Source organism: uncultured Sulfitobacter sp. (assembly GCF_947502895.1).
Taxonomy (GTDB): domain Bacteria; phylum Pseudomonadota; class Alphaproteobacteria; order Rhodobacterales; family Rhodobacteraceae; genus Sulfitobacter.
Map to the genome: position 1 here is coordinate 408795 of NZ_CANNBM010000001.1, position 24791 is coordinate 433585.

At 55.9% G+C, this 24791-nt stretch carries 25 protein-coding genes and 2 pseudogenes; 13 read left to right on the forward strand and 14 right to left on the reverse strand.

What is annotated here, in order from left to right:
* Nucleotides 1-92: 92 nt before the first annotated feature.
* The 4 genes from Q0903_RS01920 (at nt 93) to Q0903_RS01935 (ending at nt 5232) form a co-directional block, all read left to right on the forward strand.
* Nucleotides 93-1700: an ABC transporter substrate-binding protein gene (locus tag Q0903_RS01920; protein WP_299412367.1), complete on the forward strand. Its 1608-nt coding sequence runs from the start codon at nt 93-95 to the stop codon at nt 1698-1700.
* Nucleotides 1701-1704: 4 nt separating this feature from the next.
* Complete coding sequence (locus tag Q0903_RS01925) at nt 1705-2661, forward strand: ABC transporter permease (protein WP_299024569.1); 957 nt, start codon at nt 1705-1707, stop codon at nt 2659-2661.
* Nucleotides 2662-2782: 121 nt separating this feature from the next.
* Nucleotides 2783-3598 (forward strand): ABC transporter permease, encoded by an 816-nt coding sequence (locus Q0903_RS01930; RefSeq protein WP_299024571.1) that lies wholly within the window; start codon nt 2783-2785, stop codon nt 3596-3598.
* The gene (locus tag Q0903_RS01935) at nt 3595-5232 is read left to right on the forward strand and encodes an ABC transporter ATP-binding protein (RefSeq protein ID WP_299024573.1); all 1638 of its coding nucleotides are present in this window, start codon (nt 3595-3597) and stop codon (nt 5230-5232) included. Before Q0903_RS01930 ends, Q0903_RS01935 begins: the two co-directional genes overlap by 4 nt.
* A 106-nt stretch (nt 5233-5338) precedes the next feature.
* On the opposite strand, the gene Q0903_RS01940 is transcribed toward Q0903_RS01935, so the two are convergent.
* The 12 genes from Q0903_RS01940 to Q0903_RS01995 form a co-directional block, all read right to left on the reverse strand.
* Nucleotides 5339-6241 carry a polysaccharide deacetylase family protein gene (locus Q0903_RS01940; protein WP_299412370.1) on the reverse strand — a complete coding sequence of 301 codons (903 nt, stop codon included), beginning with the start codon at nt 6239-6241 and terminating at the stop codon, nt 5339-5341.
* Between the two features lie 372 nt (nt 6242-6613).
* Entirely contained in the window at nt 6614-7696 is a 1083-nt protein-coding gene (locus Q0903_RS01945; protein ID WP_366141468.1) for a DUF1513 domain-containing protein, read from the reverse strand.
* A gap of 1 nt (nt 7697) precedes the next feature.
* On the reverse strand, nt 7698-8714 hold the full coding sequence (locus Q0903_RS01950; protein WP_299412372.1) for an imelysin family protein: 1017 nt from the start codon (nt 8712-8714) through the stop codon (nt 7698-7700).
* Nucleotides 8711-10237 (reverse strand): di-heme oxidoredictase family protein, encoded by a 1527-nt coding sequence (locus Q0903_RS01955; protein WP_299412374.1) that lies wholly within the window; start codon nt 10235-10237, stop codon nt 8711-8713. Before Q0903_RS01955 ends, Q0903_RS01950 begins: the two co-directional genes overlap by 4 nt.
* Nucleotides 10224-10709, reverse strand: coding sequence for a bacterioferritin (gene bfr / locus Q0903_RS01960; protein WP_299024580.1), 486 nt, complete (start codon nt 10707-10709; stop codon nt 10224-10226). Before bfr ends, Q0903_RS01955 begins: the two co-directional genes overlap by 14 nt.
* A complete protein-coding gene (locus Q0903_RS01965; RefSeq protein WP_299412378.1) occupies nt 10684-10950 on the reverse strand; it encodes a (2Fe-2S)-binding protein in 267 nt (88 codons plus the stop codon). The genes bfr and Q0903_RS01965 overlap by 26 nt, the downstream gene beginning before the upstream one ends.
* A 10-nt stretch (nt 10951-10960) precedes the next feature.
* Nucleotides 10961-11968, reverse strand: a complete 1008-nt coding sequence (locus Q0903_RS01970; RefSeq protein WP_299412380.1) for a porin — start codon at nt 11966-11968, stop codon at nt 10961-10963.
* Between the two features lie 60 nt (nt 11969-12028).
* A complete protein-coding gene (locus Q0903_RS01975; RefSeq protein ID WP_299412383.1) occupies nt 12029-13291 on the reverse strand; it encodes an imelysin family protein in 1263 nt (420 codons plus the stop codon).
* Nucleotides 13292-13302: 11 nt separating this feature from the next.
* Nucleotides 13303-13782: a hypothetical protein gene (locus tag Q0903_RS01980; protein ID WP_299412385.1), complete on the reverse strand. Its 480-nt coding sequence runs from the start codon at nt 13780-13782 to the stop codon at nt 13303-13305.
* On the reverse strand, nt 13779-13943 hold the full coding sequence (locus Q0903_RS01985) for a hemin uptake protein HemP (protein ID WP_299412388.1): 165 nt from the start codon (nt 13941-13943) through the stop codon (nt 13779-13781). The genes Q0903_RS01980 and Q0903_RS01985 overlap by 4 nt, the downstream gene beginning before the upstream one ends.
* A complete protein-coding gene (locus Q0903_RS01990; RefSeq protein WP_299412390.1) occupies nt 13940-14107 on the reverse strand; it encodes a hypothetical protein in 168 nt (55 codons plus the stop codon). The genes Q0903_RS01985 and Q0903_RS01990 overlap by 4 nt, the downstream gene beginning before the upstream one ends.
* A 957-nt stretch (nt 14108-15064) precedes the next feature.
* Entirely contained in the window at nt 15065-15949 is an 885-nt protein-coding gene (locus Q0903_RS01995; RefSeq protein ID WP_299412393.1) for a TIGR01459 family HAD-type hydrolase, read from the reverse strand.
* A gap of 554 nt (nt 15950-16503) precedes the next feature.
* Between Q0903_RS01995 and Q0903_RS02000 the strand changes: the two genes are divergently transcribed.
* The 9 genes from Q0903_RS02000 to Q0903_RS19725 all read left to right on the forward strand — a co-directional run bounded on the left by Q0903_RS02000 (nt 16504) and on the right by Q0903_RS19725 (nt 22464).
* Nucleotides 16504-17694: an alanine--glyoxylate aminotransferase family protein gene (locus tag Q0903_RS02000; RefSeq protein ID WP_299412394.1), complete on the forward strand. Its 1191-nt coding sequence runs from the start codon at nt 16504-16506 to the stop codon at nt 17692-17694.
* Nucleotides 17691-18458: a CDP-alcohol phosphatidyltransferase family protein gene (locus tag Q0903_RS02005; RefSeq protein ID WP_299412396.1), complete on the forward strand. Its 768-nt coding sequence runs from the start codon at nt 17691-17693 to the stop codon at nt 18456-18458. Before Q0903_RS02000 ends, Q0903_RS02005 begins: the two co-directional genes overlap by 4 nt.
* A 35-nt stretch (nt 18459-18493) precedes the next feature.
* Nucleotides 18494-19315, forward strand: coding sequence for a phosphocholine cytidylyltransferase family protein (locus Q0903_RS02010; RefSeq protein ID WP_299412399.1), 822 nt, complete (start codon nt 18494-18496; stop codon nt 19313-19315).
* Nucleotides 19316-19424: 109 nt separating this feature from the next.
* Nucleotides 19425-19553 carry a hypothetical protein gene (locus Q0903_RS02015; protein WP_299412402.1) on the forward strand — a complete coding sequence of 43 codons (129 nt, stop codon included), beginning with the start codon at nt 19425-19427 and terminating at the stop codon, nt 19551-19553.
* A gap of 189 nt (nt 19554-19742) precedes the next feature.
* Nucleotides 19743-20030, forward strand: a complete 288-nt coding sequence (locus Q0903_RS02020; protein ID WP_299412405.1) for a co-chaperone GroES — start codon at nt 19743-19745, stop codon at nt 20028-20030.
* 44 nt (nt 20031-20074) lie between these two features.
* Complete coding sequence (gene groL, locus Q0903_RS02025) at nt 20075-21718, forward strand: chaperonin GroEL (RefSeq protein ID WP_299412408.1); 1644 nt, start codon at nt 20075-20077, stop codon at nt 21716-21718.
* A 114-nt stretch (nt 21719-21832) separates the two neighbouring features.
* Entirely contained in the window at nt 21833-22081 is a 249-nt protein-coding gene (locus tag Q0903_RS02030) for an EF-hand domain-containing protein (RefSeq protein WP_299412410.1), read from the forward strand.
* Entirely contained in the window at nt 22078-22272 is a 195-nt protein-coding gene (locus tag Q0903_RS02035) for a hypothetical protein (protein ID WP_299412413.1), read from the forward strand. Before Q0903_RS02030 ends, Q0903_RS02035 begins: the two co-directional genes overlap by 4 nt.
* 21 nt (nt 22273-22293) lie before the next feature.
* Nucleotides 22294-22464: an SPW repeat protein gene (locus tag Q0903_RS19725; RefSeq protein WP_366141469.1), complete on the forward strand. Its 171-nt coding sequence runs from the start codon at nt 22294-22296 to the stop codon at nt 22462-22464.
* Nucleotides 22465-23131: 667 nt separating this feature from the next.
* Here Q0903_RS19725 and Q0903_RS02040 read toward each other — a convergent pair.
* A pseudogene (locus Q0903_RS02040) lies at nt 23132-23758 on the reverse strand (terminase small subunit); the annotation flags it as partial.
* Between the two features lie 541 nt (nt 23759-24299).
* Nucleotides 24300-24633: pseudogene (locus Q0903_RS02045) on the reverse strand (transposase); the annotation flags it as partial.
* Nucleotides 24634-24791: the final 158 nt, after the last annotated feature.

Consider the following 24791-nt stretch of genomic DNA (forward strand, 5'->3'; position numbering starts at 1 on the left):
CTTGCGGGATGCCCCCAAATGCGTAACCCTTACGCACCAACATAAAAGAGCGCACGCAAAAGACGTGCGATTCCAACTGGGAGAACGACACTATGAACGATCAACTCAAACAGCTGAGCACAGCCGTCACCGAGGGTCTGATGACCCGCCGTGAGTTTGTTGCCCGCGCGGCAGCCCTCGGCGTGACCGCCGCTGTTGCCAACTCGATGCTTGCCAACGCAGCACAAGCGGACGGCCACGCCAAACCAGTTGCCGGCGGCACATTCCGCATGGGCGTCTCGGGCGGCGAAAGCACAAACACCCAAGACCCTGCAAGCTGGGCCTCCGATGCGCCGCTCGCCACAGGTTTCTTCTGGGGCGAACCACTGGTCGAGCTGGCCAATGACGGCACACTGCGCGGTCTTGTTGCAGAAAGCTGGGAAGGCTCTGCCGATGCCTCCGTCTGGACGTTCAAGGTCCGTCAGGGCTGCACCTTCTCGGATGGCGCACAGGTCACAGCCGAAGACGTTATGAAAACGATGGAGCGTCACTCCAACGAAGATTCCAAATCAGGCGCGCTCGGCATCATGAAAGGCATCAAGGCGATGTCCGTGGATGGCGACAACTTCATCTGCGAGCTGGAGACAGGCAACGCCGACCTTCCGTTCCTGATGGCCGACTATCACCTCATCATCCAGCCCGGTGGCGGCTTTGACGATCCAACAGCAGCAATCGGCACCGGCGCCTACACCATGGAAGACTACGAGCCTGGCGTGCGTGCCACGGCGGTACGTCGCGCCGACTATTGGGGTGGCTCACAAGAAGAAGTGGCCCACTATGACAAGGTCGAGCTGATCGTCCTGAACGACGCCACAGCCCGTACTGCCGCGTTGCAGTCGGGTCAGGTCGACGCGATCAACCGCGTTGAACCCAAGATCGCCAAGCTGCTGGACCGCGCACCAACGCTCTCGGTCAAAAACGTATCGGGCCGTGGCCACTATGTGTTCATCGCACACGTCGACACAGCACCGCTGGATAACAACGATCTGCGTCTGGCACTGAAATACGCGATCAACCGTCAGGAAATGGTCGACAAGATCCTTCAGGGTTACGGCGGCGTCGGCAACGACACACCGATCAACGCGGCCTACCCGTTGTTTGACGACAGCCTGCCACAGCGCGAATTCTCGCTTGAGAAAGCCGCCGAGCACTACAAAAAGTCCGGCCATGATGGCAGCCCCATCGTTCTGCGCGTCGCAGATGGTGCCTTCCCCGGTGCGGTCGATGCCGCAGCCTTGTTCCAGCAGTCCGCCCAAGCGGCAGGCATCCCGCTGGAAATCAAGCGTGAGCCAAACGATGGCTATTGGTCCGAAGTCTGGAACGTACAGCCCTTCTGTGCGTCCTATTGGGGTGGCCGTCCGGTGCAGGACCAGATGTTTGCAACAGCATATCTGTCCACCGCCGACTGGAACGACACCCGCTGGAAGCGTGACGAATTTGACGCCATGCTGATGGAAGCACGCGCCGAGCTGGACGATGCAAAGCGTAAAGAAATCTACGCCGCAATGAGCAAGATGCTGAACGAAGAGGGCGGCGTTATCCTTCCGATGTTCAACGACTTCGTCGATGCGATCTCCAATGACGTTCAAGGCTATGTGGGCAACCCGAGCGGCCCGCAGATGTACTGGAAGACGTTCAAATACACGTGGAAGACGGCATAAGCCCGTGCATCCCATTATCAAACTGGTTGCCCAGCGTTTAACGCTGGGCATCCTACTGCTCTTCGCCGCGTCCATCCTGATCTTTGCTGGCACGACCATGCTGCCGGGTGATGTGGCGCAACAAATTCTCGGGCAAGGTGCTACACCGGAAAACCTCGCCAACCTGCGTGCCGAGCTGGGCCTGAACGACCCGCCCCTCACCCGCTATTTCCAATGGCTGGGTGGCATTATGCAGGGCGATCTAGGCACCGCGCTGACCAATGGCCGCGACATCGCCGAAAGCATCGGCGGACGCCTCAAGAATACCATGTTCCTTGCCTTCTGGGCGGCCGTCATTTCGGTCCCGTTGGCGATTTTCCTTGGCCTGCTGGCCGTGCGCTACAAAGACCGCTGGCCCGACAAGCTGATCTCGGCGGTCACGCTCACCACCATCTCCATCCCCGAATTCATGATCGGCTATATCCTTGTGTACTGGCTGGCGATCAAAACACGCTGGTTTCCGTCCGTCGCCATCATGAACGACTCCATGAGCCTCGGCGAAAAGCTGAACGCCATCGCCATCCCCGTCATGGTCCTGACGCTCGTTGTGTTGGCACACATGATGCGCATGACGCGCGCAGCAATCCTCAATGTGATGCAATCCGCCTACATCGAGACAGCCGAGCTTAAGGGCCTGCGCATGCTCACCGTGATCCGCAAACACGCCTTTCCGAACGCTGTCGCCCCTATCGTTAATGTAGTGATGATCAACATGGCCTATCTGGTCGTCGGTGTTGTGGTTGTCGAGGTGGTCTTTGCCTACCCCGGCATGGGCCAATATCTGGTGGATCACGTCAGCAAACGCGATGTGCCGGTGGTGCAGGCCTGCGGTCTGATCTTTGCCGCGGTCTACATCGGTTTGAACCTTGTAGCCGATATCGTCTCCATCGTCACCAACCCCCGCCTGAGGCATCCAAAATGAGTTTTTCTCCGAAGAAACTCGTTTCGCGCGGCCCAGCGGTGTTGCTGGGCAAAAGCGCCGGGAGGCGCCTCGCAGCGTTTACCGCCCCACACACTCCGCCCCTCAAACGGAGCACATCTAAATGATCCGCATCCCCCCCGCCGCCCTGATTGGGCTAGTATTCACTGGCGTATTCTTCTTCTGCGCCATCTTCGCCCCATGGATCGCCCCCTATGGCATGGCCGAAGTTGTCGGCGACGTTTGGGAGCCTTCCTCGGACGAATTCCTGCTCGGCACCGACAGCATCGGGCGCGACCTGCTCAGCCGTATGATATGGGGTGGGCGCACGACGATCTTTATTGCGACAGCCGCAACCATCCTCAGCTTTACCACGGGCGCGGTTCTTGGCTTCTTCGCCGCCGTATCAGGCGGCTGGATCGATCAGGCGCTCAGCCGCTTCATCGACCTTATCATGTCCATCCCGTCGCTTATCTTTGCGCTGGTGGTCCTGTCGGTCCTGCCCACAACCATCCTTACCCTGATCGTTTTGATGGGGCTTTTGGACAGCACCCGCGTCTTCCGCCTCGCCCGTGCGGTGGCCGTTGATATCACCGTCATGGATTACGTCGAAGCCGCACGTCTGCGCGGCGAGAAAATCGGCTGGATCATCTTCCGCGAAACGCTGCCCAACGCCCTGTCGCCGCTGGTGGCCGAGATGGGCCTGCGTTTCATCTTCATGGTGCTCTTTGTTTCCACCCTGTCATTCCTCGGCCTTGGCGTTCAGCCACCACAGGCCGACTGGGGCGGCATCGTGAAAGAGAACAAGGAAGGCATCAACTATGGTATTCAGGCGGCCCTTTACCCCGCCTACGCCATCGCAGCCCTGTGCATCTCGATTAACCTCGTGGCCGATTGGGTTCTCAGCCGCACCACATCGCTGAAAGGGGGCCGCGGATGAGCGAGCCACTGCTAAAAGTACGCGGCCTGAAAATCGGCGCGACGATCTATCCCCCCGGAGAGAAATCACGCGACATCGAAATCGTGCATGGTGTCGATTTTGATCTGGAGGCGGGTAAGGTCCTCGGCCTCATCGGGGAATCCGGCGCGGGTAAGTCCACCATCGGTCTGGCCGCCATGGCCTACGGGCGCGGCGGGGTCGAGCTTACGGGCGGCGAGGTCTGGGTCAACGGGCGCGACGTGCTGCAATCGGGCATGTCGGACAAGCGCCGCCTGCGCGGTGCCGAAGTCACTTACGTCTCGCAGTCCGCTGCGGCCTCTTTCAACCCTGCCAAACGGATCATGGAACAAGTGATTGAGGCAGCAGTCGGCCAAGGCAAGTTCTCCAAGAAAGACGCCGAAGACCGCGCCGTTGCCCTGTTTGACAAACTCGGCCTGCCCGATCCCGAAAACATCGGCTCACGCTATCCACACCAAGTGTCGGGTGGCCAGCTCCAGCGGTGCATGACCGCCCTTGCACTCTGCCCGCAGCCTGATCTTGTGGTCTTTGACGAGCCGACGACAGCCCTCGATGTCACCACCCAGATCGACGTTCTCAAGGCGATCAAGGATGCGATCCGCGACACAGGCGTTGCCGCCCTCTATATCACACACGATCTGGCGGTTGTGGCGCAGGTCAGCGACCACATCATGGTGCTGCAACAGGGTGCCATGGTCGAATACGGCACCACCGATCAGATCATCAACGCCCCGCGTGAGGAATATACGCAGGCGCTTGTCTCTGTCCGCTCGATCAAACACGTTGAAAAAGCGCCGACCGACGATCCGATCCTCAAGGTCGAAGGCGTCACCGCGCGCTACAGCGGCACGACATTCGACGTGCTCAAGAACATCAACGTCGATATCCACGCAGGCCAGACCCTTGCTGTAGTGGGCGAAAGCGGATCAGGCAAATCAACGCTGGCGCGCGTGATCACAGGCCTGCTGCCGCCCAGCGCGGGGCAAATTACCTTTGATGGCCGCACACTCACCCCCGATCTGGCCACGCGGCCCGTGGATGATCTGCGCGAGTTGCAGATGATCTACCAGATGGCCGACACGGCCATGAACCCGCGCCAGACCGTCGGCACCATCATCGGCCGCCCGCTTGAGTTCTACTTCGGCCTCAAAGGCAAAGCCAAACAAGAACGCATCCAGCAGCTGCTGGACGAAATCGAATTGGGCGAAGGGTTTCAGGACCGTTATCCGGCCGAGCTGTCGGGCGGGCAAAAACAACGCGTATGCATCGCCCGCGCACTGGCCGCCAAACCCAAGCTCATCATCTGCGACGAGGTAACATCCGCGCTTGATCCGCTGGTCGCCGACGGCATCCTCAAACTGCTGTTGCGCCTGCAAAAGGTCGAGGACGTGGCATACCTCTTCATCACCCACGATCTGGCCACTGTAAAAGCCATCGCCGACAGCATCGCCGTGATGTTTCAGGGCGAAGTCGTCCGCTACGGCCCCAAATCGCAGGTCTTGTCCCCTCCCTTCGACGATTACACCGATCTGCTGCTCAGCTCCGTACCGGAAATGCGCCTCGGCTGGTTGGAGGAAGTCATCGCCAACCGCAAAATGGAAAGCGCCGGTAACTAGCATCAGCGACGGGCGGTATGCGTCGCTGCAAATATCGCCTCAAAACCCGTTCAGACTGATGCCGCTGTTCACGCAGGTAGCGGATTTCTAAAAGATAGCGTCTGGTCTACTGACTACGTTGACCACCGAAAATTCTCTCGATCTGTGACAGGCCGCGAGGGCCTTCATAAAGCTCTGCGCGCGAAAACACCGGATGAGCCAAGGCATCGCGCACTGTGATAAACGTCCAACCCTGCGCTTCGTACCAATCAAGCAGCGTCGCCAAGTGATCTGCATTGATCCGGTTAAGATGAACAAGCAGGATATGATCGACATCCCCGCCCAGTTCGTCCACGGCAAGTGTCTGGAAATAGGATGTGCGTTCGTACATGTGGGCAAGGTAATTCTGCGCGATGATCGCGGCAGCCTCCGTGTCACCGTCCGAGACAGCCTTCGTATAGTCGGCATTAAACTGCCATTCATCGTTGTCGATTGTAACAGGCACGTTCTGGTAGCCAAGGCCGCTTAGGATTTGCGTCGCAGCCGCTCTCTTGGCGGCAGTTTCTCCTTGGCGCAGATAGGGAAAGCGGTAATATTTTGGCCCGTCAATCCACTCGGCCAACACATCATCCGTCTTGCGCGTTTCTTCAAGGAACGCATCAGGCGTCAGGGTTCCATAATCCGGGTGTGACCAGCTGTGGTTTCCGATGGTATGGCCAGCATCGGCAAACGCTTGCAGCGCAGGCCGCGTTTCGGGTTTGACGTTCTGTCCTATGACAAAACCGGTCGCCACAATCCTGTGCTCTCTAAGAGCTGATACAATGTTCCTTGCATATTCCAACCCGTCCTCGGGGCTTGCCCCTCCAAACGTAACATACGGAAGATCGTCAACGGTAATGGCTATGCGGGACGGGATTGTGGAAACAGGAACCGCTGGAACGCTCGAGACTGGCCTGCTGTCGTCCTCGTTGCAGGCAGCCAGAAGAACGCCAACCCCCAGCAACAGCGACAATCCAAAGAGGTTTCGCATAGCCCTTCGTCTTAGCATATCCGTTACCTGCTGGTTGCTGATCTGTTCGTCGCACGATAGGCGTTTCTCTCGATTGCCACCTGCCGCAGTTTTTGGACAAGCGGCCTTGGGCTGGGTCGCCTGAAACAGGTCAACGGCGCTGTAGCAGTGTCCTGCAACACCGCCCCCACAGTGCGCTTGTTGAACCATGCAGCAAAGTAAGGCTGGTGAAAATATGTAACAACACCCTCGCCTCCCTACCCTTGGTAGACTCTGACACTGCACAGACCTTTAGCATTTCGCTCAAAAAGGAATGGACACTTGAGGCAATGCACACAAGCCCGACGCCAGCCGAAGGTTACACTTCTCACTGCCCGAATAATACGCGGCCAGTTACACAACAATCAGATGATTATCCCAAGCATGACCTGCTGGCCTTTGCAGGACTGGATCAGTCCTTTTGTAGAATCCAAGGCGGCCCTGCCCCGTTGTCACGGCAAACCCCTGCGCACTTGGCGCAATTCCACATACATCGAGAATGGTAGATCTGGAAGACAGCGCCAGTGTCGCGGTGTCATACCTGTCGACCATATTGCCCCGAGGGGAGGTCACACCGATTGAGGCGCCGTCTTGGGCGTAGGCGATGCTACCGATGTATCCGTCAAGCGCCCGCAGCATATCCGCCGAGAGTGCGGCAAAGCCGATCTTTTGCCCTCGCTTATGGCGCGCAACAAGCGCGGGCGCTGTGCCATAACCCTGCCACTGCATCCCGATCGCCACCTCGCCTGCGCTGTTTATCGCCAGATGCCGCATTGAGCTTTTCTGATGCTCAGCCGTCAATCCAGCCACCTCGACGACAACACCACCCTCGATATACGAGAGGTTTGATTGCATTGTGGCAATGTTGAGCTTGGTTCGGCCCGTATCAGGGTGGGTATCAATACCCCCGTTTGCAACAACCAGTATATCCGAATTCGGCATCCGCTTGATGTCATGTGGCCCGATACCGCCACTGTCGAACTCGGCCACACGCGTGTAGCCTGCATGAACATCCCAAACGCCAATACGGCCCCGCCCGCCTTCAAAGTCGTTCTCGGTGGTAAACAGCCAGTCCCCACCCGACGAGAATGCACCATGACCATAGAAATGGCGGCCTTGTTGCGCCTTCAGACGTGCTTTTTCTTTCCCCGAAACGCAATCAATAACGATGGCAAATGTCCCGGGCCTGCGCGCGAATGCGACAGCTTCGGGGCGCACAGGATGTCCAGCAGCAGCATGCCCGCGCGCAGGCAATGGTATCCGAAACAAAACCTCCAACGCGTCACTAAGACCGCACAGCATGTAGGAACCGTCAGGTCTTGCAGCAGCCGAAAGGAAAGCAGGCTTTCCAGCATCGGCCCATGTCGGGGCGGGGACGACACCAACCGCCAGCAAACCCGCCACAAAGCCGCGCCGATGCGTTTCACGTATTTTCACATCAATCACCGTCCAGCGCGTTGAAACCCGCAGCAACCCCAAGCGTGGGACCAAGCTCTTCAGTCACCAAAGCGCGGATTGCGTCCACAGATTGTTGCAAGACTTCAACTTTCAGGCGGGTCTGCGGCGCTGACACACCTGCAAAGATTGGGTCTTTGAGATCATTGAGCTGGATGACCGCTTTGTTGAAACGACCCTCAATTCGTGCGCTCAGGTCAGCATCATTTGCTGACAGATGCCGCGCAAGGTCGCGCAGGGCCTCAAGGCTCAATGCGACGTTGCGCGCAGAACGGCCAGACCGCCAAGCTTCGGCACGTGCAGGCCGCGGGCGATCGTATGTGCCAAGAGGGCGGCCAAGGCGTGTCTCTGACGTGAATTGCAAACCTGTCGCCAGTGCCTTGAACAGCTCTTGCAGAACTTCATCATCCGACCGGTAAACACCTTGTACCGCAGGCTCTAGCAGTGCGGCTGCATAGTCTGTCTGCCAGTCCTGCGCAATTGCAGCACTGTTGTTGGCTATATCTGCAGCCACAGTCCGAACAAGCGTGCAGAGGTATTCGTGACTGGCACCAGAGGTAGTTGCCTCATCAAACAGCAAAAGCTCCATCGCATAAAACCCCCGCGCAGCAATAGAAACCTGCGCATAAGCGTCCGCGTTCTGCGCAACGGGGTCTTGCGCAGACATAAGCGAAGCAAGCGCACGGGGTGTTGCCCCGCGACTGTCAGGCCAGAATGCCAGTGCAAACGCGCGGTCACCAACCTCGGTTGGGCCAAAGCGCAGATGGCTCACAGCCAGCCACGCGTCAAAGGCTTCTGAATAACGGCTCCGCAAGGTCTGGGATGCCGGATCACAATCGGATCGGGCCGTTTCATCAAGTTTTGCAGTCTGCGCTGCAAGCGTATCGGCCCCCGCCAGAACGTGATCGACAACGATGCCTGTTATCATCTCGTTCCGGGTCTGTGCGTGTGATGGTCCCGCGAAAAGGGCAAGCGCAGCGCTGAGCAAAAAGCGTTTCATAAGCTCTCCAGATAAGCAATCAGCGCCTCGCGCTCGGATGTTGGCAGCGCGATAACTCTGTCGCGCTGCGCAGCCGCTTCACCCCCGTGCCATAGCACGGCCTCCAACAAGGATCGCGCACGACCGTCGTGCAGAAAATAGCTGTGCCCGCTGACCTGCTGCGTCAGACCGATGCCCCAGAGCGGCGGCGTGCGCCATTCCCTGCCCGTTGCGCGGGCCTCTGGGCGGTTGTCAGCAAGGTCAGGCCCCATGTCGTGCAGCAGCATGTCCGTGTAGGGCCAGATCAGCTGAAAACTCTGCTCGGGCTGATCTGCCAACCGCTGCGTGACGAAAGACGGCGTGTGGCACGAGGTACAGCCGGTCTCGTAGAAGACCTGCTTGCCAGCCAGGACCACAGGGTCATCCACCCCTCTGCGCGCAGGGACACCAAGATTACGGCTATAAAACGTGACAAGATCGAGCCCAACCTGATCAATCTCGAAGACGCGGTCATCACCATCCCCGTGGACGGCTGCAATGCAGTCGGTTTGCAGGTCTGTGCATTCGCCTGCACCCGCCTGAAAAATCGGATTGGAGATACCGATATCGCCTGCAAAGGCGCTCGCGGATTGCTCCAGAATGGTCGGGTTACCTGCTTTGAGGCCGAAACGGCCCAGCATGGGTTGGTTGTGGACCTGCGACCATACGATGTTAGGGCGGCCCGAAATGCCGTCCCCGTCCGCATCCTCCGGATCGGCATGTGCAAGGATATCGGCGGTGGATATCGCTTCCAACAGCCCCAAACCAATCATCTGCGGTGCAATCCGCGGGCTCAGCATCGCGTCTTTGTGCAAAGGGCCATAGCCGAGGTCGGCAGCCCTATAAGTCGGGTGTCTGAGCGAAACACTGGTCCCGTCCGCCAAAGTGATCACTTCTTCTTTATATGTAATGTCCAAACGGTATTCCGACGGGTGCCCCTGCACTGCAAAATCCTGAAGCTGTGTGCCATACGTCGGGTCGGGTCGCGTCGCAAAATATCCTTCGATCTGCTCTATCGCGTCCGCCTGTGTGCCGGGGACAGAGACACGCAAGAACATCGAAATCGAATTGTCGGCGGCATTTTCTGGCGGGTGGCCGCGACCGTCCTTGATATGGCACCGCTGGCATGAACGCGCATTGTAAAGCGGCCCTAGCCCGTCAGATGCAAGTGTGGAGGATGGCGAAGACACCCAGAGCTTGCGAAACAGCCCGTTGCCGACTTTGAAATTCAACTCATCCTCAAAGGTGATGTTGCCGGACGGTAGCGAAAAGGCATCAGCATCGCTGCGCGCACGTACAGTCGCAGCACCAGCCGCGTTCTGCTCGAACTTCTGGGCCGTGCCAAAGGTCGTCGCAGGTCTGGTCACAGCCGCAACACGCGCCGCCTCCTCCGCAGTGCGAGGGATTACATTCAGGTGCGGATCACCAAGGCGCAGGGCGTTATCTTGCGCCGTGGCAGCGGTTGCAAGAACCGCTACCAGCGCGAAGGTACTACTCCGCTTCATCCATTTTTGATGCATTGAGAAGGGCATATTGTTCTTCACCAAGTTTCGCCACAAGACCAAGCTGCGTCTCAAGAAAGTCGATGTGACCTTCCTCATCGGTCAGCAGGGCCTCGAAGATGTTTTTGGTGACAAAATCACCGACTTCTTCGCAGTGCTTGCGCGCCGCCATATAAAGGTCCCGCGCGCCATGCTCGGACGCCAGATCACATTCAAGCGTCTCTTTCGGGGTCTGGCCGATGCGCAGCGGATCAAGCTTTTGCAGGTTGGGATGGCCGCCCAGAAAGAGAATGCGCGCGATGATCTTGTCGGCATGCACCATTTCCTCAATGCTTTCTTCACGTGACTTTTTGGCCATGTGGCCAAGGCCCCAATCCTCCTGCATGCGGTAGTGCAGCCAGTACTGACTGACAGCTGTTAATTCACTGCGCAGGGCATCGTTGAGGTACTCAATTACTTTCTTGTCGCCGTTCATTCGGGTTTTCCTGTGTTATTCCGCATCGTAGCTCGCGGAGTTGCATGGGGACTTCCATGTTGGTGTTGCCGCGCATTGTCGCCAAAAACAGCGGCATACAGCCGCCACAATCGGCCGCCTTGCCAAGTGCGCGGTAGAGTTTTCCGGGGGTGATGATCGTCTGCGCATCTGCTGCGCGCATCCAGTTGATCGCGGCATCTATGTCGTGATCGGAAATGTTCTGGCAGTGACAGACAATCATCATGCTCTCCTTAGAATGAAACCACCGCAGCAAGGCCGAGCGAAGTGGATTTTTCGCCGCCCACATCAAACCGCGCGAGGCCGAAATTGACTTCGATATTTTCAGTGATGGTGCGGTCCACACCCACTGCGATCATGCTGTCGGTCGTATCGGGGGCATCCACCACGGTTGCGGATGCAGAAAATGTCCAGTCGTCCAGCGCATAGGCACCGCCCAGCGTGGCATAGGTGGCATCCCCCGCAGCACCGCCGACACCATCAAAATGCGCGACTTCGCCGATCATGTTGAACCCGTTGGCAAATTCACGCGATGCCCCCGCGACGATGCCTGTCTCGTCGGACGTATCGCCAAGACCCGCAGACAAATGCCGCGCACCAATCCAAGCGGTCGTCGCGCCAAATTCGTGTGAGTATTGCAGGGCGACATTATTCAATTCACCTGTGTTTCCAACACCACCAGCCGCGGTGGTGTTGCGTCCCCGCTTGTGGCCAATGCTGTTACTCAGCGCCGTATCATCCGCATAGAATATAGCGACCGACAGAGTGCCTCCCCCTGTGCCCACAGGCGTATCAATGCTCACACCGATCATCTCGCTCAGCTCATAGTCTTCCGCCAGCGAAGTGCCGTAAAACCCCGGTGCTTCGTCCCATGCGACAGCAAAGACGGGGCTGATTTTACCGACCGAAACGAATGTGTCGCCAAAGCCAAAGCGCAGACCAAGCTCGCTGATATAAAGCCCCATGTCCTCAAACGCGCGGTCATCCCCGGCGTCGGTTACAGATTCCAGCGTCAGCCCCCCAAACGCCGTGATGCGATCAGTAATGGCAGCCTCAAAGGCCGCCTCGGCCGAGATATACGCGTCCGTAACTTCGGCAGTCGGATCATCGGCGCGCAGGGTGCTGTCCACACCGACTTCCACGCTGCCTTCCCAAGTAACGCGCGCTTCTTGTGCTGCCACAGATGTACCGCCAGCCAAAACGATGCTGCAAAGCCCCGTCTTAAGTAGTTTATTCTTCATGTCTATTGTCCTGCATTTGGTGGACCCGTTTGGCTGGCGCTCTGCTGGCAGGGTGATGTTTTACTGAAATACAGCGTTCGGATCATCGAGACTGTCTGAGCCCTCAAACGCGATGCCATCAAGGCCAAGGGTGGTCACAACACGCTCGATAGAGCGCGTCTGGTCGATCAAACCATTCACACCGCCCATAATCAGAGCTTCACCCGCTACATTGCCGCGCTCTAGCATCTGATCATAGGCAAACCCTGCCTCGGCTGCCGTCTTGATCCGCCCGAGCGCCGTCATAGTGGTACTCAGCTTACCTTGCATTTCGACATCAAGGGCTGCGTCGGCGGCTGCAACCATATCCGACACAGACGCGCCCGACACCAGCGTGCCATCAACCCGCACATATTCACCCAGATAGACATTCTGGATGCCCAGCCCGTCATAGTAATGGCTGTTGTGCGTATTGTCCGAAAAGCAGTCATGTTCTTCTTCGGGATCATTGAGCATCAGGCCAAGGCGCATCCGCTCGCCCGCCTGCTCGCCATAGGAGAGCGAGCCCATGCCCGTCAGGATCGCCGCAAGGCCTGCATCCGTGTCTAACGTCAGTTCCGTGCGCGCAGCGCCGCCTTCGGCCCATTGTGCAGCCATCCACTCCAGATCGGACACAAGCAGATCAGTCGCAGCAATCAGGTATGCGCCACGGCGGTCACAATTGCCGTTGGTGCAGTCCGCCGCCATCGCATAATCCGTCCAGGGTCGGTTGCCCGCGCCTGCACCATGGCCGTTGAGGTCCTGACCCCACAGCAGGAATTCAATCGCGTGATAGCCAGTAGCGACATTTGCCTCCACCCCGTCCGCTTCGTGCAGTGTCTCTGACAGGAAATCAGGCGTAATCGCCGAGGCATCAATGTCGCTGCCGGACAAATCGAAAGTCGTGTTCGCCACGACGTTCAGGGCCGCAAACTCGTTCTCGTCTGAGGGGCCGCCATAAGAAGCATCCACATAGTCGATGAGCCCTTCATCCAAGGGCCATGCGTTTACTTTGCCCTCCCAGTCATCAACAATCGCATTGCCAAAGCGGTAAACCTCGGTCTGCTGATATGGCACACGGGCGGCAAGCCATGCGTGCCGCGCTGCCGTGAGGTTCTCTGCAGAAGGGTTGGCGACCAACGCATCTACAGCTGCTTTCAAACGCTGCGCAGTAATCAGGCTATCGCCATATTTCGCAGCAGCGATATTGGCATAATTCGCAAGCATATCGGTCTTTTCGACAGCAAACGCAGGGAGCGCAAAAGAAGCGGCAGCAACCGTTGCCAGCAAAGTGAGACGTTTCATGGAAAGTTCCTTCAGTGAAATATTGTGGGCTGGGGATGGATGGCGGCATAGTCACGCGGCGCACCTAGACGCATCCGTTTGAGGGCAAGGCCGAAATCAAATGCACAGGACGCAAGCAGCGGTGCCACGTCTGCGCGGACCAGCAATGTGGCAATCAGCATGGCGTCTTCGCGCGCGCCTTCAGAGGCCGTCGCAATGAAATTGGCAAAACAGGATTCGTCCGCGCCAAGGCATTTGCATTGTAGCGCATGGCGCATCAAAGGACGGCGGCCATGGGCAGAGCAAAGACTGCATATCTGCTCGAACGACTGAACGGCCTGCTCACCACGATGATGCCCCAAAGCGGTAACAAAATCATCGCGCACCTGTGCTTGTGCATCTGCACCATCTGACCAGAGACGCAGATAAATGACACTTGCGGCCTCTATCCCGTCCAGTTCGGTAATGAACCCGACCGGTGCGCCACCACGCTTGTTTGCAGGCGCGCTCATTTGGTGAGGATCAGTTTTTTGGCGCGCGTTATGCGAAGGGTGTAAATCTGGCCGTCCAAAACGATCTGCGCCAGATCCCCACCATCCGTCAGATCGCTGGCTGCGTATGTAGGCAGGTTGGGCGCTTGCAGCTTTTTGGGCGGCGGCGTGTGAAAGCTCATGGGCGCGCCCCATCGCTTGATCGGGCATGGTCCAACATCCACTCAACAGACACATCAGCAGGAAGCTCTGAGGTGTCGATCAGTTCTTTCAGCTGCCACCAAGGAAGGCGAGATGGGGAAGGGTCAACTATGGCGACAGGGCGCGCCTCACGTGAAATCGTCATTTGGAAGTCCTTACATTCAAAGCATGTCGGGCTTCCCCTCGTTCGACTCGGGGTGGCTTGACTTGAACCTAAACCTGATTGAATTAGTCAGATATGTCAATCTGACTATTTTAGTCAGGATACAGTTTCAATACCCCGTCAAACGCATATCCAACTCCGCAGCCCCGACAGCCAACGCGTATGGCAGCGAATTCGTCAGCAATAATGACTAGATACCCGTACCTTACATCAGAATAAGGCTCGGATTCTGCCACCCCGACCCATCGGTTCATCCATCGCCGTAAACATGGGGTTTGCGCACTGGAGACACAGCGCCAAAGCACCGCTGCCGTTAAAGGTCAGCAATCTGTGAACAGTATAAAACTAAATCCAAAAGCCGCGTCTTTCGGCATCGCAGAACTCCATGCAAATCACAGCATAGATCGAGTTGCCGACCAAAACCCGCATTTCTGCACACGAAGAGCGGCCGCCATCGGCCATATCACCTAAAACTTGCCATCGTCCCCGACAACGCCAGCTTTGAGCCCAAAGTACCGCTTTTCTGCATCGCAGCCAAAGTCCGGTTTTGAGAAATTGATAAAATGACCCCCGACATGGACGGCCCAAACCAGCCATTGACGAATGGTCGCCACGCCGCAGTGCAGCTTCCCCGAAGCGGACATTGCCAAAGGTGCGCAGCATTTAAATGGTTCGATGACCACAATGCGGACAAACCTAGCTTTCGCTACACTTGCGCCAATGGCCGCATTTGGAAATGGAGGTTATTTTTATAGTATTCTTGCCTGAGAGAAATTGCGTACGATATTGGCAAAACAAAAACCGGCAGCTTCCAAAAAATTGAGTAGCTTTAAACAGACCCATCGCAGTTCAATCCTGACTGTTGGGCATTTTTTCAGCTGAAAGGAAATACCACCTCAAACCTGCTTGATTGCGGGTACCGCCCATACTCAGAAAAGTTCAGCTCCAGCTTAACCGATCGCTGACCCCGACGAGATTGAGACCAAGGAATTTGGTCTTGATGCGGTTTACAGCCTCCTGTGCATTCAGCTCGTCAAACTCACTTGCATGAATGCCACTTACAATAAAATAGGCATCTAACCCGTTGTCAGCAGCGCCTTTGATATCCGTTGCCAACCCATCACCGATGGCCAGCAATCTGCTTTTTGGGATATCTCGACCCGTCAAAGAAGCTGCTCTTCTCAACGCCTCTTCATAAATTGCCTGTTCCGGCTTTCCTGCAAAGCTCACTTTGCCACCCAGATGTCCATAACGCTGTGCGATAGAGCCTGCACAGATCACCATGCGGTTGCCGCTTCGCACAACCAAATCGGGATTTGCGCAAATCATCTCGACGGCGTTTTCGTGCATTTGCTCAAGAAGGTCGTGGTATATATCAGTAGTTTCAATCATGTCGTCCAGCGGACCGGTCAGCAGGCATAGCTTGGCGTCTGAATGATCGACAATCGGGTTCGTCAGGCCCTCCAGAATGGAGCTATCCCGCTCCGGACCAAAGTGGAACAACGGCGCGTCGGGTTGTTTCGCAATCAACTGCGCGGTGACGTCGCCAGATGTAATAATACTATCGAACGATTCACGCGGAACGCCGAGCCGCGCCAACTGAGGGTAGATATCTTTGGAAAGGCGCGGCGCATTGGTAATCAAAATCACAACCCGACCAGAGGCACGGGCCCTGCACAACGCATCGACGGCATCGCTGAACGCGGCATCCCCGTTATGAAGCACTCCCCATATGTCACAGAGCAGGCCATCGTAGCGATCAAGGAGTTCACTCAACGGAGCAATTCGGGCAGACGGGTGCAATAGGGGGCTGATGTGATCCATGGATAAGATGGGGTAGGTTTCAGCAGGTCTCTGGTCAAGCGGAACCTTGGAGTGGGGAAGTCCTCGGTATTCATATCATCGGATAGAGTGCATCTATTCCTTGCTATCTTACCCGTTTGTCCATACGGCTTGATCCTCAGGCGCTCTATCAAAGCGCCGATACGTTCTTCTAAGGTCAATCGTAGCAGATCAGGATGTCTGAAACTGCAGCTGGATGTTTCCGGTCAAAACCCAACGCCATCCATAAAGTTGCGCGTTGGCCACCCCTTGCGACCTTCGATTTTGCTCTACTACTGTTCTGAGGCTGTTTTACAGCACATGAGGCCCGCCTGATCCGCACGTATTGCCGAGATCAGGTGTCTTTTGCTTATTTTGCGAATTATTTCTGCAAACGTTCAATTTCCGGACGATTTATCAACAGCACCCCCGTAGGTGCTGCGCTTTCGAACTCGATTTGTGCCCTCTCGATGTCTCCGGCCGACCCTCGGGCGCGGACGTATCATGGGCGTGACTGCCTCATGGCTCCGTTCATGTGGCGGTTGGAGCATGACCAAATGTTAGACAAGTATCTGCTTTTCACCCCGGGCCCTGTGAACGTGGCCGAAACCTTGCGCGCGGCCATCTGTAAGGAAGACATCTGCCACCGCGAACCAGACTTTGATGCGCTTATGGTGAGCATAGAAGATAAACTGCTCTCGCTGTTTCAGATCAGAAACCGCGCGCGATATCGTGCTGTAGTGATCACCGGTTCCGGCACTGCAGCAAACGAGGCGATCCTGTCTTCTGTGGTTGGCAAAGGCGCGATCCTGATCCTGTCGAATGGCGAATTTGGCGGGCGACTGCACAAGACATCGTGTATCCACAACAAACATACACATCTGATTGAGATGCCTTGGGGTACGCCGTTCGATCCTGCCCAGATTGCCGTGTATCTGGCCACCCACAAGATAGACGTTGTGGCGATGGTCCATCACGAGACCTGTTCGGGTATGTTGAATCCGTTGAAGAAAATCGGCGCTTTGGCGAAATCGGCGGGAGCCTTGTTTGTGGTCGATGGTGTCAGCTCAGTTGGCGCAGAAGTGATCGACATGGAAGCCTGTCATATCGCATTCGTGTCCAGTTCCAGTTCCAAGGCCATCGGCTCCTATCCTGGCCTGTCGTTCGTGGTTGGACGCAAAAAACAGTTCAAACGGCTTGAACGCCATGCAGCAAAAACAACCTATCTGAACCTCGCAACCTTCTATGCCTTTTTGAAGAACCACAGCCAGACACCGAACACACCCGCTGTGCCGCTGTTCTTTGCTCTGGATCAGGCGCTGAAAGATATCCTGCGGGAGGGTGTGGTCAAACGCTATGCGCGCATCAAGACCCGTGCGGATCTGCTGCGGATCGGCATGCGCAGGCTGAACCTCGACTTCTTGATCGACGAGGCGGACATGTGTTCGATCCTGACTACGGTGCGGGTGCCGCCATCGATTTCCGTAGCCGATCTACGCGACCGGCTGCGGGAGAAATCGATCATCATCTACGAAGGTAAAGGGTGCTTTGCAGGGAAGGTCTTTCAGGTCGGTAATATCGGTGAGCTGTCTGACTACGACATCCAATTTTTCCTTGCCGCCCTCAAAGACGTGTTGCTGACATTGCAGGCTGAGGCAGCTGAACTTGTCGCCCCTGTGACTTCAAAAGGTGCAACCTTGGTCAGGCTGCCCACACCAGATCGCCTGCAAGCGAAGGTAGTATCATGACAGGTAAGCTGACACAGCTTTGGGCTACCAAGACCAAAGACGATGAATGGTGGTCGTCGTTTGTCACGGCACCGCTGGGCATCCTTGCCAATTATACTGCCGTAGATGTGTCATGGATCACGCCGAACCGGATTACCGCGGCTTCATTCTTGGTGGCTGTGGTGGCGAGCATCGGGATTCTTGTTGGGGGCACGGCATGTTTCATCGCGGCGGCAGTTCTGATCCACCTCAGTCACATCCTTGATTGTATGGACGGACAACTGGCGCGGTATCGCCGCGTTTCCTCACCCGAAGGCAGTTACTATGACCGCCTGACCGATCAGGTGCAGGTCACCCTTTGGTTCGGGGCCGCTGGTTACGCCGCGTATGCTCAAACAGCCAGTGTGGTTCCCGTCTTCCTCGCTATGATCGGCATCGCGTTCTACGGGTTGCGCGGATACGCCAAATACGTGGCCCTTGAGATCGAAACGGCCCGTGATCCAAATTATCCCAAGGATATGGCGCGTTTGAAACAGGTGGAAACAGCAGCGGGCTTGGGTTTTGGCCTGCGCGCTAACTGGACGTGGTTTCTCAGGGAGCAGCGCAAAGTTTTCGCATTCGATGAGGGAGTGTTCATCTTCATGCTCTCTGCCGCCCTCGTCCTAGACCAACTCAGCCCGATGCTTTGGGTTTTTGCGGCCAGCCAACTCTTCTGGGGCGCCTACAAGGCATGGTCTAGAGGCAAGAATATCGGGAAAAACCGAAAACTGTTCTTCCCAAAATAGTATCTCTCCTTCTGCTTTATATAGGACGCAACGATATGAAAAATGAAATCAATCGCCCGCCCATGGCCGTTATTCTGGCCGCAGGCACCGGCTCGCGGCTCAGCCCGCTGACCGACAACTGCCCAAAAAGCCTGCTGTCTGTAGGTGGATCTGTCATTCTGGAACGGATGATTCGCAATTGCCTGAGCTGCGGCATGTCCCAGTTCGTGTTAGTGTTGGGTCACCGCGCGGATGAAATCAAGCAATTCGTCGACAAAACCTTTCGCGGCATACGCGTGACCTATGTGATCAACGACCGCTACCGCGATACAAACACGGGCTATTCCCTGATGCTTGCCGCACCCGCCATTGGCACGTCCGAGTTCATCAAGTTCGATGCAGACGTTGTGTTTGACGTGAAAATTCTGCGCCAACTTGTTGATAGCGACTATGCAAACGTCTTGTGCATTGATCAAAATATCGCCCTTGAAGACGAAGAGGTTAAGGTCATCACAGATGACCAGATGCAGGTGCTTGAAGTTGGCAAGTCCGTTGATCCCAAGCTGGCACTTGGTGAGTCCATTGGGATCGAGAAAATCAGCGCCAAGACGGGTCCCCTGCTTTTTGCGGAACTCGACGAGATGATGGAAAAACGAGAGCATTTTCAGGAGTATTACGAGGCCGCTTATGCGCGGCTGGTGGTGCAAGGGACGGTCTTTCGTGCACTTGATATCACCGGACTGAACTGGACCGAGATTGATACCGCGACAGATTATGCTGCGGCAAACGCGATGTTCGGAACGCCGATCTCGACCATTTCACGTGGGCAACAAAAAGCGATCGACGAGGCCGCCGAAAAGGCAGGCACGTCTGCGTAGCCCTCACCAGTCAACACCATCCTGCGCCATGTATGGGCAATGGGTGGACGACCGCAGTCAAACCGCTGCCATTCCGGCACCGGATCGCTGCAATTTGGAAGGACGTTCCATGGCCAAAGGTAAAAACAGTAACAAAGAGGCAAAGAAGCCAAAGCAAGAAAAGCCGAAAGTGTTGGCGACAGCAAATTCAAACGCAGGAAAAGCTGATCTTTCCATTGCTGGTAAAAAGGTGAAGTAACGCTTTGAGGTCGACTGCAACGAGGCTCATTCTCGGAAAAAGCAATTCCGATGAAATATACTTCTTGGCCCTATTGTAGTCGCCTCTCACCATAGCCAACTCAACAATATTGGCACTCAGGTGTGGCGAGTGCCAATACGTTTCTAAGCATGCCACCCCTATCCGGAAATCTTCAAAAGGAGTATTTCCATGCTGTTTACCCCCCTACATGACCGTGTCTTGGTGCGCCGCACCGAAGAAGACGAAAAGACATCCGGCGGCTTGATCATCCCCGAAACGGCCAAGGAAAAACCGCAACGCGGTGAAGTTGTGTCTGTCGGTGCAGGTGCCAAAGATGAAACTGGCGCACGCATTTCGATGGACGTCAAAGCGGGCGACCAAATCCTGTTCGGGAAATGGTCTGGCACTGAAATTAAGATCGACGGCGAAGAGCTGATGATCATGAAGGAGAGCGACATCTTGGGCATTATGGCCTGAACGACGCTGTCTCTTTCACATAATTTTCAAATAGGAATACCGACATGTCTGCAAAAGACGTCAAATTCGGCACGGACTCCCGTGACCGCATGCTCAAAGGCATCAACACACTTGCCAACGCTGTAAAGGTAACGCTGGGGCCAAAGGGCCGCAATGTGGTGATCGACAAGTCCTACGGTGCACCCCGTATCACCAAGGACGGCGTTACAGTCGCCAAGGAAATCGAACTGGCGGACCCCTTTGAGAATATGGGTGCGCAGCTCGTTAAGGACGTCGCATCCCGCACCAATGATGAGGCTGGCGATGGCACAACCACAGCGACAGTTCTGGCCCAAGCCATCGTCAAAGAAGGCATGAAGTCAGTTGCAGCGGGCATGAACCCGATGGATCTGAAACGTGGCATCGACAGAGCTGTCACCGCTGTTGTTGCCGAGATCAAAACCATGTCACGTCCGGTAGGTGATACGGCTGAGATTGCCAAAGTCGGGACCATCTCTGCCAATGGCGAAGAAGCAATCGGTCAACAGATCGCTGACGCGATGGCAAAGGTCGGTAACGAAGGCGTCATTACCGTCGAAGAAAACAAAGGTCTTGAGACAGAGACCGAAGTTGTTGAGGGCATGCAATTTGATCGCGGCTACCTCAGCCCTTACTTCGTCACGGAACCTGCCAAAATGACGGCCAACCTCGAAGACTGTGTCATCCTGCTTCACGAGAAAAAGCTGACATCCCTTGCGCCAATGGTGCCTTTGCTTGAAGCCGTCATGCAGGCGGACAAGCAGTTGCTTGTCATTGCCGAAGACATCGACGGCGAAGCGCTTGCAACGCTTGTTGTGAACAAATTGCGTGGTGGGTTGAAAGTTGCTGGCGTCAAAGCCCCCGGTTTCGGGGATCGTCGCAAGGCGATGATGCAAGACCTTGCCGTCCTGACAGGCGGAACGGTGATCTCGGACGAATTGGGTATCAAGCTTGAGAATGTCACGATGGACATGCTGGGAGACGCCAAGAAGATCAACATCACCAAAGATACGACGACCATCATAGATGGCGCTGGTGAAAAGTCGGAAATCGCAGCGCGGGTCACGCAGATCCGTGCGCAGATTGAAGACACGACCTCCGACTACGACAAGGAAAAACTGCAAGAGCGCCTCGCCAAACTTGCGGGCGGTGTTGCGGTGATCAAGGTCGGTGGTGCGACCGAGATTGAGGTAAAGGAGCGCAAAGACCGTGTTGACGACGCTTTGAACGCAACACGCGCGGCTGTCGAAGAAGGAGTCGTACCGGGTGGTGGTGTCGCACTGGTGCATGCAGGCAAGGTCTTGCAGAGCCTTACAGGTGACAACCCGGATCAGTCGGCTGGGATCGCGATCATTCGCAAAGCGCTACAGGCCCCTCTGCGTCAGATCGCTGAAAACGCGGGTGTTGATGGATCGGTCGTTGCTGGAAAGATCGTCGAGAACACCAGCAAGACGTTTGGCTATGATGCGCAGTCAGAACAGTACGGCGATATGCTCAAAGCTGGCATCATCGACCCGACCAAGGTCGTTCGGATTGCACTGCAATATGCCGCGTCAGTTGCGGGGCTGTTGATCACCACCGAGGCGATGGTTGCTGACAAACCAGCGAAAGCTGGCGGGAACGCGATGTCCGGTATGGACGGCATGGGTGGTATGGGCGGCATGATGTAAACCAACCGCAAACAAGGTCCGCAGGCATGTGTCTGCGGGCTGTCTCGCCCGCGTGGATATATAACTTAATAGATGCTGTCCAAAATGGACGGCACTGTTTCAATTGGAAAACCCATGAAAAACGTAACTCTTGTTGCTGCGCTTGCGGCTTCTGTTGCTTTCTCTGCAAATGCTATGACAACCGAGATTGATACCGATGGAGATGGGATGGCCTCGCTTTCGGAGCTTTTGGTTTTCTACCCAGAACTCACGGAAGAATTATTCCGCGAAATGGACACAGATGGTGATGGTTTAATAAACGACGAAGAGATGGCCATTGCTGTTGATCTTGGCATGCTTGCCGATCCGGACATCGATGTATGAAGCCCGATTTTACAGTTCACCCCATGCAGCACCTTGCAGTGTTCAGATGGACCTTTGCTGCATCCGGCCTATGGCTGATGTTATCCCCATTTTTGCTTTTTGCGGGCGAGGCAGCCAAAAACGATCTTTTCGTCGGTGAGGCAGGGCTGATGATGATTTCGGGCTTTCTGGCTCTTGTCATCGCAGGCTAGAGTTGTAGCAGACATAATCTGATGCCGCCGTACTTGGGCCTCGTTCTGGGACTTGGTGTGTTTCTCGCACCATGGCTTGCCGAATTCGCCGATAGGTTGGTAACCTGGAATGCCGCAGTTATTGGGGTGATCCTGTCTGTGGTCGCATTCTTCGAGTTACTGCACGACCAACCAGCACCTAGTAATCGATGATAAACTGTGTGGGGCGTAAAACGTCCCACACATCGCCTTGCTGCGCATCTGCCAAAGGCTATCCCTTCAACTCAAGTTTGATAAAGAACTGGCCTACCTAACGTCTGAATTCAGATAGCTTCGCTGGACTGAAACAGGTGAAATGTGTCCTTAGAACTTTATGGATGTCTCTAATCTTGAACCCATCGTAGAAGTGCGTGCCGCTTCGGAAGCCCGAAACATGAACGAAAGAAAGCTGACGTTCGTTCCCTTTGCAGCATCGGTCAAAATGGGCTCGAAGCCGACCTTCGCTGCAATTGCGAACTACACTCTAGCTGGGCTACTGTCTCTTACATAGCTCGCCTTTGAGGTTGGCTCACGAAGAAATAGGGCATTGCCCGTGATCGCCGTATCAATGCGGTCGTGTTTCGCGCTGATCTGGATCAGCCTCTACCTACAGCCTGAACCTGTTGCTCCAGCAACGCTTTCCCGTTCGGCCTCTACGGCACGTCTTCTCCCGCACCCCCTTGATACAGAGACGGCGCGCTCATTCTGGCGCCAGTGGTGGTCCATCATCAGCCAACGGGGCGCTATTCTCGCCCGTAACGTTGTCTCCGCCACCGTTTAAGGGGGCTTTGGACCCTTTCTGCTGGATATCAGTCAGCATTTCAGAAATAGCGTCGACAACCTAGTCCTTAGCTTCTTGTCGGAACATGCCGAGATGCTTTGCAATCTTCTTGGACGCGGCCATGCGGTCGATGGTCATCACCTTTATGCTGTTCTGTGTGATCTGCACGCCGCCGAAGGCCAGCGCCGCGTCTTTGTCCAGCATGGCGCTCGGGTGGAACACAACGCGCATTTCGCCTTCTCCGTCGCACATCGGGCAGTCTGGGTGCGGTAACAGCTTGCGTGAATATCCATAGCCGCCCATGTCGTTTGGTGCGGTTTCAACTTCTTTAATCTTGTCGGGAAGGCGGTTGTAAGCCGCAAGTTCCTTCTCAAACTCTGCTGGTACTCGCCAATGATATTCGTGGTGATCGCCGTGACAGTATCGGCATGCGTCATAGACAATCTCTGACAGCTCGCACGGATCATGGTTCACCACAGCACGCCACAGCCGCAACTGTTCGGCATAATCATCAACAACCTTCGCGTCAGCTTCGGCGTGCAAACTGCTGAGCATCTGGACGATATGAGGTTTTCTGAGGAGTTTGTAGGACTCTGCAGCTGCAGTCTGTCGCGTTTTTGCGGTGTAACCCGCTCTGACATACGCCTCGGTGCCATTGCTCAGCTTCATGTACTGGCGCACGAACTCCCGCTCTCTGGGGCTAGGTGTCTTTGTGCGGGGCTGTCGAAGGGATTTTGACGGGGCCTACGGGCGCTCTCTCTCGCTGCGGCTGAACATGATATCGCTTGCGAAGTATCTGCAAACCTATCGCCTCGGTCAAACACGCCTTATTGAGACGAAACAAAGGGCCGCACTGGCCTCCTGATCTACCTGCGGCGCCGTGTCGTCGCTCCCGCGGCAATGGTCCCTGACAGGCGGTCAAAATCCTCACGCAGCGCACGCACAGCGGCGCTCTGACCGTCACGCAACTCTTCAATGGCAAGCAGGGCTTAGGCTTTCAGCGCCATAATTTGCAACGTCTGAAGCCGTATGCGCATCAAATTGGGCGGACAGCAGTCATTCGCTGCGGATTTGAGCGCTCTGGGGCCATCTCAAGAAAGCAGCCGCTCAAAGAGCGGTCAATGCAACAAATGCTGCCACTGATCTAATCAGGTCTGAGAGCCCAAATTGTCATAAGTCAGCCAGCAGCGAATGTTTTTTTCTTGGGCTGTCAGAACTCGGTGAATGGAAGCCGCAGTTCGAGCGTCTGCTCAGGCACGACTTTCTTCAGATCACTGGCTTCGCAGCGTAGATCCGTTACCTATTCAGTTATCGCAGCACGCGCTGTGTCAGCTGCCAGCCGCCGCTTACCAGCTTCTATGAAGTCCTTGGACCATTTGTAATAGATGCCCTGAGAACTCCCCTCACGGCGGCACAGTTCAGCGATGCTGTCCTCACCGCACAGGCCATCCAGCGCGATGCGGATCTTCTCTTCAGATGAATAATGCTTGCGGGTGGCACGTTTGATATCTTTGACGATCTTCTCGCCAGGGTTTTTGCAATGTTCCATTGGTCTGTCTCATCTTCCACTCCTCAGTGGTTACGATGAGCCAAGAACACTCTTTTCGCAAATTGCCCTCTTTGGCCCCATAAGCGCTGACGTCAGACAGTCTTCGATACGTTGGTGACGGCCCACGGCAAGACTGTGGCTGACCTGCCAACCTATGACACGGCGCGCGAT

Bases quoted from the DNA above. Each gene is read 5' to 3' on its own strand.
- Q0903_RS01920 (WP_299412367.1), top strand. From the start codon at position 93: ATGAACGATCAACTCAAACAGCTGAGCACAGCCGTCACCGAGGGTCTG.
- Q0903_RS01930 (WP_299024571.1), top strand. From the start codon at position 2,783: ATGATCCGCATCCCCCCCGCCGCCCTGATTGGGCTAGTATTCACTGGC.
- Q0903_RS01935 (WP_299024573.1), top strand. From the start codon at position 3,595: ATGAGCGAGCCACTGCTAAAAGTACGCGGCCTGAAAATCGGCGCGACG.
- Q0903_RS01940 (WP_299412370.1), bottom strand. From the start codon at position 6,241: ATGCGAAACCTCTTTGGATTGTCGCTGTTGCTGGGGGTTGGCGTTCTT.
- Q0903_RS01950 (WP_299412372.1), bottom strand. From the start codon at position 8,714: ATGAAACGCTTTTTGCTCAGCGCTGCGCTTGCCCTTTTCGCGGGACCA.
- Q0903_RS01955 (WP_299412374.1), bottom strand. From the start codon at position 10,237: ATGAAGCGGAGTAGTACCTTCGCGCTGGTAGCGGTTCTTGCAACCGCT.
- bfr (WP_299024580.1), bottom strand. From the start codon at position 10,709: ATGAACGGCGACAAGAAAGTAATTGAGTACCTCAACGATGCCCTGCGC.
- Q0903_RS01965 (WP_299412378.1), bottom strand. From the start codon at position 10,950: ATGATTGTCTGTCACTGCCAGAACATTTCCGATCACGACATAGATGCC.
- Q0903_RS01970 (WP_299412380.1), bottom strand. From the start codon at position 11,968: ATGAAGAATAAACTACTTAAGACGGGGCTTTGCAGCATCGTTTTGGCT.
- Q0903_RS01975 (WP_299412383.1), bottom strand. From the start codon at position 13,291: ATGAAACGTCTCACTTTGCTGGCAACGGTTGCTGCCGCTTCTTTTGCG.
- Q0903_RS01980 (WP_299412385.1), bottom strand. From the start codon at position 13,782: ATGAGCGCGCCTGCAAACAAGCGTGGTGGCGCACCGGTCGGGTTCATT.
- Q0903_RS01985 (WP_299412388.1), bottom strand. From the start codon at position 13,943: ATGAGCTTTCACACGCCGCCGCCCAAAAAGCTGCAAGCGCCCAACCTG.
- Q0903_RS01990 (WP_299412390.1), bottom strand. From the start codon at position 14,107: ATGACGATTTCACGTGAGGCGCGCCCTGTCGCCATAGTTGACCCTTCC.
- Q0903_RS01995 (WP_299412393.1), bottom strand. From the start codon at position 15,949: ATGGATCACATCAGCCCCCTATTGCACCCGTCTGCCCGAATTGCTCCG.
- Q0903_RS02000 (WP_299412394.1), top strand. From the start codon at position 16,504: ATGTTAGACAAGTATCTGCTTTTCACCCCGGGCCCTGTGAACGTGGCC.
- Q0903_RS02005 (WP_299412396.1), top strand. From the start codon at position 17,691: ATGACAGGTAAGCTGACACAGCTTTGGGCTACCAAGACCAAAGACGAT.
- Q0903_RS02010 (WP_299412399.1), top strand. From the start codon at position 18,494: ATGAAAAATGAAATCAATCGCCCGCCCATGGCCGTTATTCTGGCCGCA.
- Q0903_RS02015 (WP_299412402.1), top strand. From the start codon at position 19,425: ATGGCCAAAGGTAAAAACAGTAACAAAGAGGCAAAGAAGCCAAAGCAA.
- Q0903_RS02020 (WP_299412405.1), top strand. From the start codon at position 19,743: ATGCTGTTTACCCCCCTACATGACCGTGTCTTGGTGCGCCGCACCGAA.
- groL (WP_299412408.1), top strand. From the start codon at position 20,075: ATGTCTGCAAAAGACGTCAAATTCGGCACGGACTCCCGTGACCGCATG.
- Q0903_RS02030 (WP_299412410.1), top strand. From the start codon at position 21,833: ATGAAAAACGTAACTCTTGTTGCTGCGCTTGCGGCTTCTGTTGCTTTC.
- Q0903_RS02035 (WP_299412413.1), top strand. From the start codon at position 22,078: ATGAAGCCCGATTTTACAGTTCACCCCATGCAGCACCTTGCAGTGTTC.
- Q0903_RS19725 (WP_366141469.1), top strand. From the start codon at position 22,294: ATGCCGCCGTACTTGGGCCTCGTTCTGGGACTTGGTGTGTTTCTCGCA.